The following is a 12190-nucleotide window of genomic DNA, read 5'->3' as shown; positions in this document are numbered from 1 at the left end:
CAGCCCCCGCGGCGGGCGAGCCGCAGGGGGCGAGCCAGGCCGCGAAGGCGTCCTCCAGCTTAACGGTCGGCGCGCGGATCGAGGCTCAACCCCGCCTGTGCGCCGGCCCTCAAAAATGGCCGGCGCCGGGGCAGGAACCTCAAGCCGGAACCGTCGTTACTCGGGAACCTCGTCGTAGATCCGCTTGCACTCCGGGCAGACCGGGAACCGCTGGGGGTCCCGTGACGGTACCCACAGCTTGCCGCAGAGCGCACGCACCGGAACGCCCTCCACCATCGCCTGCATGAGCTTGTCCTTCGGCACGTAGTGCGAAAAACGCTCGTGGTCACCCTCGTCGAGGCGGTAGTCGACGCGCTCTTCGACGATCGTGTCGGTGTTGGACTCGGGACCAGTGGTCACCACACGCTCCCCATCTGCGGGCGGCATCGCAACACCGCCTCCGGTACGGACATCCCAGTCTGCCAGGCAACGCCCGCGACGGGCGTACAAAGGCCCGCGCCGCACCGGACGTATGGTGTCGACGTGGACGAGTACATGATCAGGCCCAGCGCCGAGGTGGCGGCGGCTCTCCAGACCGGACGGCCCGTCGTGGCGTTGGAGAGCACCATCGTCTCCCACGGCCTGCCCCGGCCGGACAACCTGAAGGTCGCACAGCAGATCGAGCAGACCGTACGCGACGCGGGTGCCGTGCCGGCGACCATCGGCATGGTCGGCGGGGAGCTCGTGGTGGGCCTGGACTCCGCACAGCTCACCCGGCTCGCCACCACCGACGGCGTGGCCAAGCTGTCGGTACGTGACCTGGCCGTCGCCGCCGCGAGTGGCGTCGACGGCGCGACGACCGTGGCCGCCACCGCCGCCGTCGCGGCCCGCGCCGGGATCGACGTGTTCGCCACCGGTGGCCTCGGCGGCGTGCACCGGCAGGCCGCGGAGAGCTTCGACGAGTCCGCCGACCTGACCACGCTCGCGTACACCCCGGTCACGGTCGTGTGCGCCGGCGTGAAGTCGATCCTGGACGTCGGCGCGACGCTGGAACGGCTGGAGACGCTGGGCGTGCCGGTGGTCGGGTACGGCACCCGCCGGTTCCCCGGCTTCTACCTCACCGACGGCGGCCACGACCTGGACTGGTCGGTGGAGTCACCGACGGACGTGGCGCAGATCATGCGGGCCCGCGCCGCGCAGGGCGTGTCGACCGCCGGTCTGATCGTGGCCAACCCGCTGCCGGCCGACGAACAGCTCGACCCGGAACTGCACGACCGGGTACTCGCCGCGGGGCTCGCCGGCCTGGCCGCCGACGGGATCACCGGCAAGGCGGTCACGCCGTACCTGCTGGCCCACTTCCACGAGGCCACGGAAGGTCGCAGCCTCGCCGTGAACGTACGCATCATCCTGCGCAACGCCGAACTGGCCGCGGCGGTGGCGGTGGCCTCCGCCCGACCGTGACATGCCGGCCGGAATGGGGCCGGCGGTGACCGTGGTGGTCGTCGGCGACGTCGTCACCGACGTGGTCGCCAGGTACGACCCGCCGCTCGCGGCCGGCTCCGACACCACGGCGCGGGTACGCATCCTCGGTGGCGGATCGGGCGCCAACACGGCGGCCTGGCTCGCCGCCTGCGGGGTACCGACGGCTCTCGTCGGCGTGGTCGGGACCGACGACGCGGGGACCACCCGCCTGGCCGAACTGGCGGCGTCGGGGGTGTGCCCACTGCTGCGCCGCACCGGTGCAGCGCCCACCGGCAGCGTCGTGGTCCTCTCCGGCGCCGGCGACCGGACCATGCTCAGCGAGCGCGGCGCGAACCTGCTGTTGTCACCGGAGGACGTGGACGCCGGACTCGCCGTGGGCGCCCGGCACCTGCACCTGTCCGGGTACACGCTGCTGGCGCCGCCGGCGCGGGACGCCGGCCGGTACGCCCTGGCCGCCGCCGCCCGCGCCGGCCTGACGACCAGCGTGGACCTGGCCGCCGCCGCACTGCTGCGGCGGGTGGGTGCTGCCGCGTTCCTGTCCTGGGTACGGGGTACCGACCTGCTTCTGGCCAACGCCGACGAGGCGCGCGCCCTGGTGGGTGACGGTCCCCCGGCGGAGTTGGCCATCCGGCTCGCCGGGTCGGCCCGGCACGCGGTGGTCAAGTGCGGCGCGGCCGGCGCGGTATGGGCGACCGGGGATGGCGAGGTCGTCGAGGTCACCGCGGTCCCTACGACGGTCGTCGACGCCACCGGCGCCGGCGACGCGTTCACCGCCGGGCTGCTGGCGTCGTGGCTGGCCGGCGGGTCGCCGGTGGAGTCGTTGCGGGCCGGGACCGGTACCGGCGCCGCGGCGGTCGGCCTGGTCGGCGGCCGCCCGAGCCCGGACCGTCCCTGATCGCCGGGCGTGCGCCGCTCCAGGCCACGCTGCTCCCACCCGGGTCCGCGCCGCTCCCCGGCCGCCCGGGTCGTCGACCTACTCCTCCGCGTCGATGACGGTCGGCTCCCGGGGCGGGGTGATCGCGTTCGGCGGGGGCGGCTCGGTACGGGCGCGGTGGAACCGGTGGGACAGCCGGTGCTCCTCCTTCGGCGGCCGGTCATTGGCCATGATCACCGCCAGCCACGGCAGGAGGACCATCGCGGTCACGCACAGGATCAGCCACAGCGGTAGCAGCGGTACCCGCAGACTCACCAGCACCGCCGCGATGATCAGGCACAGCGCCCTGACCATCATCATGATCAGGTACCGGACCTGCCGAAGCTTGAGCTGGTCGTCCTGACTGATCTCGGCGTCGGTGATCACCACCGGACGCTGCCTGTGTCGTCTCACCTGGCCGCCTCTCCGGGCACGAGGTATCACTCGAAGTCTTTCACGTTCCGATGTGCGGTCCCAATGCGTGACTTCGCGCCGGCCCCGGGCCGCCTCGTCCGGCCCCGCACCGCTCACGAGATCCGGTTCTTCATCCGTCACCGAGGAGGGCGGCCCCTCCCACCGGGTGGATGGTGGGAGGGGCCGCCCTCCTCGGACATACCGCGAGGCCGCCACGAAAGCGGCGCGCCGGCCCCCTAGCGGCGCTCGTCCGGGTGGACCACCTCGAGCCGGGGGCCGGCCAGGGCGTCGCGGATCTCGCGCAGCAGCAGAATCTCCTCGCTGGGCGCCTTCGGCTTCGGCTCCTGCCCCTTGGCGCGGCGCTCGGCGAGCTTGTTCATCGGCAAGACAACCAGGAAGTACAGGGTGGCGGCCGTCAGCAGGAAGGTGAAGGCGGTGTTGATGAAGGCGGCGTAGTCGAACGGCACACCGTTGATGTGGAACACGCCCTTGTCGAGCGCCTTGCCACCGCCGCCGGTGACGACACGGATTATCGGTTCGAGGAACGACTTGGTGAACTGGGTGACGAGACCGCCGAACGCCGCACCTATCACGACGCCGACCGCGAGGTCGACGACGTTGCCGCGCATGATGAAGTCTTTGAAGCCGCGAAGCATGCACATCTCCAGAGATGACCCGGGGGAGGAACAGCAACCACCCTATCGGTCAGCCCGCCAGCCCGATCGATCACCTACAATGTCATTCCCTGCTCGCCCTGGCCGCGGCCTTCATCTGCTGCTTGTACGAACGAACCTGTTGGGCTGTGGGACGCAGCCCAGGCCGGGCTCCGCGACTCCCGCCTTGGCGGATGGGACCAGACGAACCAGCGGCGGATGCCGCACCCGATCTCACCGCCCTATGCCCCGGCCGTGGCTGCCACGCCCATCGACAACCGCCTGATCAACCGCCTGGTGCCTCCGCTGGTCGCAGCGGCGTCGGCTACCTGCGGCACGCATGGCTGGGAGGACCGGCGCCCTATCCGTGCGCCGGGTGCGGCACGCGTTCACGTCCCACCGCCTCGGCCTCCGCGGCTGGAACGACGGTGTCGAACTCGACGGGGAGGTGGCGGGGGCCCCGCAGCTCCGGGTTGGGCCGGTACGGCGGTGGGTCGGCCACCAGCCGGGGTTTCACGAGGCGGCGGGCCAGCACGGACAGGGCGACCTGGGCCTCGACGCGCGCGAGGGGGGCGCCGTAGCAGTAGTGGATGCCGCCGCCGAAGCCGAGATGGACGTTGTCGGTGCGGTCGGGGTCGAAGCGGTCCGGGTCGGGGAAGCGGTCGGGATCGCGGTTGCCGGCCGCGAGCACCAGCGCCAGGGGCGAGCCGGCGGGGATGGTGGTGCCGGCGATGTGGATGTCGGCCAGCGTGCTGCGGTTGGTGCGCATCTGTACCGGTGGTTCGTAGCGCAGCAGTTCCTCGACCAGGGGGGTGGCCAGGTCGGGTTCGCGGCGCAGCCGCCTCAGCACGTCGGGGTTGCGCAGCAGGGTGAGCATGCCGCCGGCGATGAGGTTGACGGTGGTCTCGTGGCCGGCGACCAGCAGCAGCACGGCGGTGCTCAGCAGGTCGCCGTGCGAGATCGGCGCGTGCGGGCCGGTGTCGGTGAGCATCCCGGAGATCAGGTCGTCGCCGGGTTGACGGGCGTGCGCGTCGACGAGCCCGCCCAGGTACGCGCCGAGCTCGGCGTTGACCTGGGTCCGTCGGCGTGCGCGTTGGGCGAACGTGCCCGTGGCCGGGTCGAGGGTGGCGACGATCGCGTCGGCCCATTCGTGGAAGCGCCGCTCGTCCTCGCGGGGGACGCCGAGCAGCCGGCAGATCGCGGTCACCGGCAGCGGGTAGGCGAAGTCGTCGACGAGGTCGACGACGTGCTTGCCGGCGAAGTTGTCGATCAGGCTGTTGGTCACCTCGGCCAGCCAGGGGCGCATGTTCTCGACGCGGTCGGGGGTGCAGGGCGGGCCGAACGGTCGCATGGCCAGCTCCCGCAGCCGGTCATGCGCGGGCGGGTCAAGGTTGATGAACGGCAGTGGCAGTCCGGGGGCGCCCTCGGGCGGCGCGGGCGGGGCGGCGGCCAGCTCGGGGTGGCTGCGGGGGTCGGAGCTGACCCGGGGGTCGTGCAGCAGCGCGACGATCTCACGGTAGGTGCTGACCACGTAGGTGCCGTCGGGCTGGCGCACCACCGGGGTCTGGCGCAGCCGCGCGTAGAGCGGGTACGGGTCGGCCCGGTTGGCCGGGTCGAGGATCTGGCCGAAAATGCTGGGCGCTGCCATGACGGTGCCTTCCTGGGATGTCCGGCGCGCGCGGTCAGCGGTGGTGGTACACCAGTTCGGCACGGCGCTCGCTCGGATCGTGGCCGGTGACCACAACCGTGGCGTGCAGGTCGCGGATCCTGCGGTCGGGCAGCTGAGCCGGCACCGGCTGCCCGTCGGCGGCCTGGTCGACCCGGCGGAAGCCGGGCGGGAACGGCGCGGCCACTTCGATCAGATCCTGGTAGGCGTCCAGCCACTTGGTCTGGTTGAACCCGACCGCGGCGGTGATCCGGCCCTGGCAGCCGTAGGCGGCCACGAACCGGCGCTCGGCGACCGAGCCCTGGGTGATGACGACATGGTCGGCGTAGGTCGGCACCCCGACGGACTTGATGTTGGTGCCGAACTGCGCCGACCAGAACACCGGAACGGCAAGGTGCGGCCACCGGTCGGCCGGGGCGCTGACCATGTTGTGGGCGGCGACTTCGGCCTGGGCAACCGCGTTGCCCCAGTGTTCCAGGGCCAGGAACTCGTAGTCGTACAGCGGATGCGGAAACCGCGCCACGTCCCCGGCGACGAACACGTCGTCGGTGACCACACCGGCCGCATCGAACGCCCGGCAGCCGGCGTCGCAGCCCACCCCCCAGTCGCCGACCGCGAGCCCGCAGCCGTGCAGCCATTCGGTGTTGCGGACCGCGCCCAGCGCCACCACGGCCACCTCGGCGTCGACCGTGCCGCCGTCGGACAGGTGGGCGCGGCGCAGCCGACCGGCGGCATCGCCCTCCAGACCGGTGACGGTGACACCGCAGCGCAGGTCGACGCCGTGCGCACGCTGCAGGTCGGCGGCGACCGCGCCGATCACCCCGCCGAGGGCCCCGACCAGGGGCGCCGGGCCCCGCTCGACGACCGTCACCGCCAGATCGCGGTCCCGGCAGGCCGAGGCGATTTCGGAGCCGGTGAACCCGCCGCCGATGACCAGCACCCGCCCGGGCCGGTCGGCCAGACGCTGTTGCAGTCGAGCGGCGTCGTCGCGGGTACGCAGCACGAACACGCCGTCGAGGGCGGCCTGGTCCGGGTGGAACCAGGGCCGCGCCCGGGTACCGGTGGCGATCAGCAGCCGATCGTAGTCGACCGTACCGCCATCGGCGAGGCGGACCCGCTTGCCGAACAGGTCGAGTCCGGTGGCGGGCGCGCCGAGCAGCCAGCGGGCGTCGATGTCATCGGCACGGGGCAGCCCGGTGTGGTCGGCGGGCACCCATCCGTCGAGGACCTGCTTGGACAGCGGCGGCCGGTCGTACGGCCGGTACGGTTCGTCCCCGATCACCGTCAGCGAGCCGGTGAAGCCCTCCCGGCGCAGGGTGGCCGCGGCGGCCATCCCGGCCAGCGACGCCCCCACGATCACGATCCGCCCGGTACGCCGCATCGCCTCGACCGCCGCGTCGCGCAAGCCGGACGCCGACGCGGACGCCCGGGTCGGCACGGCGCGCCCGGATGAGCGGTCCGGCGATACCGGTCTTGGCCGCGCCGCCACGGCCGCCGACCTGGCATCCGTGGTGGCTTCCCGATCCTCGATCCGGTCGACCAGGATCGCCTGCACCGGGCAGGCCGCCGCGGCCCGCAGCACCCGCTCACGCTGCGCGTCGTCGGGCTGCGGGTCGTACATCAACGCCTCGGTGCCGCGCAGCTGAAAGACATCAGGGGCCAGGAAGGCGCACTGCGCGTACGCCTGACAGCGGGTGAGGTTCACCACGACTCTCATGGGCCGTCCCTCCCGGTCGGGCCTGCCTGCGTGCCCTGCCCGGTCGAGGTGCCGGCAAACCGCGTTGAAGCAGGGCCACGTTCTCCGGGACTCCCACCACGCGGACGTCAGCATGACGCCGCCCGCGCTCCCGCATCCTTTCGCAGCGCAGCCCGCGCTGCGTCATGATCTTGTACCGTTCAGTGGGGTGCCACCGGTTCGACACCGGTGGCTCCACGCGCGATAGCCAGGGCAGCGCTCAGCCGCCCCCGGCGCGTCACCCGGCGGCGTTGGCCTTCTTCGCTGCGGCCTTCTGCTCCTGTTTGAACCGGCGGACCTCCGCCAGCGACTCCGGCCCGGTCACGTCGGCGACCGACCGCAACGAGCCCTCCTGGCCGTAGTCGCCTGCCGCCTCCCGCCAGCCCGGCGGCGTGACCCCGTACTGCTTGCCGAGCAGGGCGACGAAGATCTTCGACTTCTGCGCCCCGAACCCTGGCAGCTCACCCACTCGGCGCAGCAGGGTGGCACCGTCGGGCGCGTCGGCCCACACCGCCTCGGCCCGCCCGTCGTACCGCTCGACGAGCAGTCGGCACAGCTCCTGGGTGCGGGCGGCCATCGACCCCGGGTAGCGGTGCAGCGCGGGCGGCCCCTGGAACACCCGGACCAGCTCCGCGCCGTCCATCGCGGCGAGGTCCGCCGCAGAGAGCGTTTCGACGCCCAGCCGGCCGGCCAGCAGTCGGGGCGCGCCGAAGGCGCGCTCCATCGGGAACTGCTGGTCGAGCATCATGCCGATCGTGAGCGCCAGCGGGTCACGGCTGAGCAGCTCGTCGGCGGCGTCGTCCTGGGCGATTGCGAGGGTCGGCACACCGGAGATCATGCCGTATCCCCGCTGGCGAAATGCGCCGGTACACGCCGTGGCGTGCCACGGTCAGAACGGCCCTGCTGTTCCTCGGGACACCTGCTGGTCGAGGACCATACCGATCAGCAGTGCGAGCGGGCCGCGCCGCAGCAGGCCATTGGCGGCAGAGTCGATGGGCAGGGAGATCACCGTGGAGGCCTTCGGCTGTCGCGAACCTGGCGTACATCCGGACCAGAGACCCGGATGGACGTGTCAGCGGGTGCCACCGGTTCGACGTCGATCACCCGCCGGTCGGGGGGCGCGAGCACGCTCACGCCCCCACGGTCGGGTGTCATCACCGCGCCCACGCCCGGCACGGTCGCTTCGATCACCGCATGCCCCTCAGTCCCGCGGGAACATCTGGCCGATGCGGATCTTGTTGCCGAACGGGTCCCGGATGCCGAAGTCGATGCCGTACGGCTGCTCCGTCGGCTCGTCGTAGACGTCCACGCCCTTGGCCACCAGATCCTCGTACGTCTTGCGGGCGTCGTCGGTGGTCATGAAGAGGTGGCCGCCCAGCGCCCCCTTGGCGAGCAGCTCGCGGACCTGCTCGGCGGTGGCCGGGTCGAGGGCCGGCGGCCCGGGCTTCTCCAGCAGGACCTCGCGCTCGGGGTCGCCGGGCAGGTTGACCGTGAGCCAGCGCATGAAGCCGAGGTCGACGTCGGTGTTGACCTCCATGCCGAGCTTGCCGACATAGAAGTCCAGGGCCTCGTTCTGGTCGAGGACGTAGATCTGGGAGCGGGAGATCGCATTCATCGTCATGCCGATCATGCTAGACAGCGCCGCTGGCCTGGTGCTTATCCGAAACTGCTGGGTCGCATCCAGTCCTTGATGAAGCAGCCGGGAATGGCGGCGGCGGTGGCGGTGACCTTCCGCTTGCGGTAGTCCGACGGCGGCTCACCGACGATGTCGCGGAACGTGCGGCTGAACGTACCGAGGCTGCCGAAGCCGACCGCGTAGCAGATGTCGGTGATGCTCCGATCGGTCTGGACCAGCAGGAACATCGCCCGTTCGACCCGGCGCCGTTGCAGGTACCGGTGCGGGGTCTCGCCGAAGGTGGCGCGGAAGGTGCGGATGAAGTGCGCCTCCGACACGTGCGCGATCCGGGCCAGCGCGGGCACGTCGAGTGCTTGCGCGTACGCCCGGTCCATGGCGTCGCGGGCGCGCAGCATCGCCCGGTTGGACTCCTCCACCGCGCGGCTCATCGATCACCTCCGCCGATCCCGCGCCAGACTACCGGCGCCGAACCGCCCGCGAGCGGTGGTACGAGGAGCATGCGCGGCGTGACAGCGCGCGGACCTCGACGGGCCCGGCAGCGCGTACCGCACGCCCCGAATTGTCGGTGGTCAGTGATCGGCGAAGAGCGCGCTGACCGACTCACCCTCGTGGATGCGGCGCATCGCCTCGGCCAGCGCCGGCGCCACGGACAGCACCCGCAGCTTGGGCGAGGAGTACCGGACCGGGACGCTGTTGGTGCAGACGATCTCGGCGACGTCCGGCTCAGCGCCGATCCGCTCCAGCGCGTCGTCGGCGAACAGGCCGTGGGTGCACGCCACCCGGATCGAGCGGACTCCCTGCTTACGCAGCAGATCCAGCAGTTCGAGCACGGTCGTGCCGCGGGCGATCTCGTCGTCGAGCACGATCACGTCCCGGTCGGCCACCTCGCCGATGATCGCGCTCATCCGCACCTTGTCGTCGGACAGGCGCTCCTTGGCGCCGGCCGCGACGCCGACGCCGAGCAGCCGCGCGAACCGGGCCGCCTCCTTGGCATTGCCCAGGTCGGGCGAGACGACCACGGCGTTCGACAGATCATACTGACGGAAGTGGGCGGCCAGTTCGCGCAGCGCGTGCAGGTGGTCGACCGGGACCCCGAAGAAGCCGTGTACCTGCGGCGAGTGCATGGTCAGCGCGAGTACCCGGTCGGCGCCGGCGGTCTGCATCAGGTCGGCGACCAGCTTCGCCCCGATGGAGATGCGCGGGGCGTCCTTCTTGTCCGAGCGGGCGTACGCGAAGTGCGGCATCACCACGGTCGTCCGGGCCGCCGACGCCCCCCGGGCGGCGTCCAGCATGAGCAGCAGCTCGACCAGGTTCTCCTGGACCGGCGGCACCAGCGGCTGGATGAGAAAGACGTCACGTTCCCGGCAGTTGGCCTGAAGCTGCACCTCAAGGCAGTCGTTGGCGAACCGGGTGGTCCGGGTGGGATTCAGCGGAACCCCGAGCTGCCGGCAGATCTCCGCTGCCAGCTCAGGATGTGCGCTTCCACTGAAGACCGCGATGCCTGCCCGCACGAATGCTCCCTTGACGATTTTGCTCCGGCACAAAAGTACGTGACGCTTCAGCGAACGCCGAGCGACCCTCCGGCGAACGGCCCGGCACGGGGCGGGCGGTCCACCGGCGCCGGGCCGGCGACCCACGGGCTCCGGGCAGGTGGTTCACGGGCACAGGGCAGGATGGGACGGTGACCGACGCCATCCTCTCCCCCGACGGAATCGCCCGGCTCCGGGAAGCCCTGACCACGGCCGGGTACATCTCACGAGGGATCGCCGAACGCATCGGGCCGGCCGGTACGGTCGGGATGCGCCTGGGCGACCTGCGGGCGGCGCTGCACGCGACCGCCGGCGCGCCCGACCGGCTCGCGACGCTGATCCGCGTGTTCGTGTGCGGCCAGACCGAGTCCGAGCCGGCCGTGACGGCGGCGCTGGCGCCGTTGCCGCTCGCCGACGCCCTCGCCGCCGGCCTGGTCGAACGCGTCGGCTCCGGACTGCGGGCGGCGCTGGAGATCGAGGCGTACGGCGAACAGTGGATCGTCTCCGACGTCGACGCCGCGATGCGCCCGGGCCGGCCGCTGCCACCCGACCACGTCCTCGGCGTCGGCGGGGCATCGACGACCCTGGCGCAGTCGACGATCCGCAGGAGCGTGGGCACCGCGCTCGACCTCGGTACCGGCTGCGGGGTGCAGGCGCTGCACCTGTCCGCGCACGCGGGCCGCGTCACCGCGACCGACCTGTCCGAGCGGGCGCTGCGGTTCGCGGCGACCACGGCCGCGCTCAACGGCCTGGACTGGGAGCTGCTGCGCGGCGACCTGACCGCGCCGGTGGCGGGGCGCCGGTTCGACCTGGTGGTGAGCAACCCCCCGTTCGTGGTCGGTCCGGGTACGACCACGCACACGTACCGCGACTCCGGCCGGGCCGGTGACGCCGTCTGCGCCGAACTGGTCGCGGCCGCGCCCCGGCTGCTCAACGAGGGCGGGTACCTGCAGTTCCTGGCGAACTGGCTGCACGTCGCCGGAGAGGACTGGTCCGACCGGGTCGCCGGTTGGGTGGCCGGTACCGGCCTGGACGCCTGGGTGATCCAGCGCGAGGTGTCCGACCCGGTCGGGTACGTCAACCTGTGGCTCGACGACGCCTCGGAGGACCCGGCGACCCGGCCGGCCCGCGCCGCCGCCTGGCTGGACTGGTTCGACGCCAACAAGATCGAGGCGGTCGGACTGGGTCTGATCACGTTGCGGGCCGGCGGTCACGACGACCCGACGGTACGCGTCGAGGACCTGCGGCAGGCCGTCGACCAGCCGCTCGGCGCGCACGTCGAGCCGTGGTTCGACCGGCAGGACTGGCTGCGTGCCCACCCGGCTGACGCCCTGCTGGGCGCCCGGCTGGTCGCCGCCGACGGTCTCCAGCTCAACCAGGAGGCCACCCGCGGCCCGGACGGCTGGCAGGTGGACCGCCAGCTGCTGGCACTCACCGACGGCCTGCGCTGGGTGGAGGAGATCGATCCGCTGGTCCTGGCACTGGTGAGCGCCTGCGACGGCAGCCTCCCGCTGCGCGACCAGGTCGACCTGCTGGCCGCGGCGCACGAGGCGGACCCGGCGGCCCTGGCCGTGGCCGCCGTCCCGCTGGTCGCGCACCTGGTGGAGCGCGGCATCCTGCTGCCGGCGGGGAGCTGACGTGCGCGCGGTGGTGCAGACGGTGAGCCGGGCCAGCGTCACCGTCGACGGCGAGGTGGTCGGCGCGGTCACCGACGGGCTGCTGGTCCTGGTCGGCGTGACGCACTCCGACACGACGGCGCAGGCGGACACCCTCGCCCGCAAGGTGTACGAGCTGCGCATCCTCGACGACGAGAAGTCGTGCGCCGACACCGGCGCACCGCTGCTGGTGGTCAGCCAGTTCACCCTGTACGGCGACGCGCGCAAGGGCCGGCGGCCGAGCTGGACCGCCGCCGCACCCGGACCGGTGGCCGAACCGCTGGTCACGGCGTTCGTCGAGGCTCTGCGCTCGCGTGGCGCGCTGGTCGAGACCGGCCGGTTCGGCGCGCACATGCTGGTCGAGAGCGTCAACGTCGGGCCGCGGACGGTGCTGCTGGAGATCTGAGCGGGGGTGCGACCCCGCTGCCGGCGGTCTGAGCCGCCGCCCCGACACCGGAATGTGACCGGCATTACCCGTCGATGGCCGTTACCTGATCGTCGCCTCACCGCGGCTTAACGCCGGCTGGA

Annotated in this window: 13 protein-coding genes; 4 read left to right on the top strand and 9 right to left on the bottom strand. The window is 72.4% G+C overall.

Features of this window, described 5'->3' with window-relative positions; all coding sequences use genetic code 11:
- Nucleotides 1-156 precede the first annotated feature (156 nt).
- Nucleotides 157-399, bottom strand: a complete 243-nt coding sequence (locus ACNTMW_RS08140; RefSeq protein ID WP_426632792.1) for a DUF3039 domain-containing protein — start codon at nt 397-399, stop codon at nt 157-159.
- 135 nt (nt 400-534) lie between these two features.
- Between ACNTMW_RS08140 and ACNTMW_RS08135 the strand changes: the two genes are divergently transcribed.
- Nucleotides 535-1440, top strand: a complete 906-nt coding sequence (locus tag ACNTMW_RS08135) for a pseudouridine-5'-phosphate glycosidase (protein ID WP_426632864.1) — start codon at nt 535-537, stop codon at nt 1438-1440.
- A 1-nt stretch (nt 1441) separates the two neighbouring features.
- Complete coding sequence (locus ACNTMW_RS08130; protein ID WP_426632791.1) at nt 1442-2356, top strand: carbohydrate kinase family protein; 915 nt, start codon at nt 1442-1444, stop codon at nt 2354-2356.
- A 78-nt stretch (nt 2357-2434) separates the two neighbouring features.
- On the opposite strand, the gene ACNTMW_RS08125 is transcribed toward ACNTMW_RS08130, so the two are convergent.
- The 8 genes from ACNTMW_RS08125 to ACNTMW_RS08090 all read right to left on the bottom strand — a co-directional run bounded on the left by ACNTMW_RS08125 (nt 2435) and on the right by ACNTMW_RS08090 (nt 9989).
- Nucleotides 2435-2788 carry a DUF3099 domain-containing protein gene (locus tag ACNTMW_RS08125; RefSeq protein ID WP_426632790.1) on the bottom strand — a complete coding sequence of 118 codons (354 nt, stop codon included), beginning with the start codon at nt 2786-2788 and terminating at the stop codon, nt 2435-2437.
- A 236-nt stretch (nt 2789-3024) separates the two neighbouring features.
- Nucleotides 3025-3444, bottom strand: a complete 420-nt coding sequence (gene mscL / locus ACNTMW_RS08120; protein ID WP_426632789.1) for a large conductance mechanosensitive channel protein MscL — start codon at nt 3442-3444, stop codon at nt 3025-3027.
- 358 nt (nt 3445-3802) lie between these two features.
- Complete coding sequence (locus ACNTMW_RS08115; protein WP_426632788.1) at nt 3803-5089, bottom strand: cytochrome P450; 1287 nt, start codon at nt 5087-5089, stop codon at nt 3803-3805.
- Between the two features lie 34 nt (nt 5090-5123).
- Nucleotides 5124-6824, bottom strand: a complete 1701-nt coding sequence (locus ACNTMW_RS08110) for an FAD-dependent oxidoreductase (RefSeq protein ID WP_426632787.1) — start codon at nt 6822-6824, stop codon at nt 5124-5126.
- 256 nt (nt 6825-7080) lie between these two features.
- Nucleotides 7081-7668 carry an HhH-GPD-type base excision DNA repair protein gene (locus ACNTMW_RS08105; RefSeq protein WP_426632786.1) on the bottom strand — a complete coding sequence of 196 codons (588 nt, stop codon included), beginning with the start codon at nt 7666-7668 and terminating at the stop codon, nt 7081-7083.
- 375 nt (nt 7669-8043) lie between these two features.
- On the bottom strand, nt 8044-8463 hold the full coding sequence (locus tag ACNTMW_RS08100; RefSeq protein ID WP_426632785.1) for a VOC family protein: 420 nt from the start codon (nt 8461-8463) through the stop codon (nt 8044-8046).
- Nucleotides 8464-8498: 35 nt separating this feature from the next.
- Nucleotides 8499-8906 (bottom strand): helix-turn-helix domain-containing protein, encoded by a 408-nt coding sequence (locus ACNTMW_RS08095; protein ID WP_426632784.1) that lies wholly within the window; start codon nt 8904-8906, stop codon nt 8499-8501.
- A gap of 141 nt (nt 8907-9047) precedes the next feature.
- Nucleotides 9048-9989 carry a ribose-phosphate diphosphokinase gene (locus ACNTMW_RS08090; protein WP_426632783.1) on the bottom strand — a complete coding sequence of 314 codons (942 nt, stop codon included), beginning with the start codon at nt 9987-9989 and terminating at the stop codon, nt 9048-9050.
- A 170-nt stretch (nt 9990-10159) separates the two neighbouring features.
- Between ACNTMW_RS08090 and ACNTMW_RS08085 the strand changes: the two genes are divergently transcribed.
- Together ACNTMW_RS08085 and dtd are read left to right on the top strand one after the other, a co-directional pair.
- Nucleotides 10160-11644, top strand: coding sequence for a DUF7782 domain-containing protein (locus tag ACNTMW_RS08085; protein WP_426632782.1), 1485 nt, complete (start codon nt 10160-10162; stop codon nt 11642-11644).
- Between the two features lies 1 nt (nt 11645).
- Nucleotides 11646-12068, top strand: coding sequence for a D-aminoacyl-tRNA deacylase (gene dtd / locus ACNTMW_RS08080; protein WP_426632781.1), 423 nt, complete (start codon nt 11646-11648; stop codon nt 12066-12068).
- The last annotated feature ends 122 nt before the right edge of the window (nt 12069-12190 follow it).

It is taken from the genome of Planosporangium spinosum, assembly GCF_049999945.1.
Classification (GTDB): domain Bacteria; phylum Actinomycetota; class Actinomycetes; order Mycobacteriales; family Micromonosporaceae; genus Planosporangium; species Planosporangium spinosum.
This window is presented reverse-complemented; position numbering and strand designations above follow the sequence as displayed.

Excerpts from the sequence above, each read along its gene's own strand:
- ACNTMW_RS08135 (WP_426632864.1), top strand. The coding sequence starts at position 535 with ATGATCAGGCCCAGCGCCGAGGTGGCGGCGGCTCTCCAGACCGGACGG.
- ACNTMW_RS08130 (WP_426632791.1), top strand. The coding sequence starts at position 1,442 with ATGCCGGCCGGAATGGGGCCGGCGGTGACCGTGGTGGTCGTCGGCGAC.
- mscL (WP_426632789.1), bottom strand. The coding sequence starts at position 3,444 with ATGCTTCGCGGCTTCAAAGACTTCATCATGCGCGGCAACGTCGTCGAC.
- ACNTMW_RS08115 (WP_426632788.1), bottom strand. The coding sequence starts at position 5,089 with ATGGCAGCGCCCAGCATTTTCGGCCAGATCCTCGACCCGGCCAACCGG.
- ACNTMW_RS08110 (WP_426632787.1), bottom strand. The coding sequence starts at position 6,824 with ATGAGAGTCGTGGTGAACCTCACCCGCTGTCAGGCGTACGCGCAGTGC.
- ACNTMW_RS08100 (WP_426632785.1), bottom strand. The coding sequence starts at position 8,463 with ATGACGATGAATGCGATCTCCCGCTCCCAGATCTACGTCCTCGACCAG.
- ACNTMW_RS08095 (WP_426632784.1), bottom strand. The coding sequence starts at position 8,906 with ATGAGCCGCGCGGTGGAGGAGTCCAACCGGGCGATGCTGCGCGCCCGC.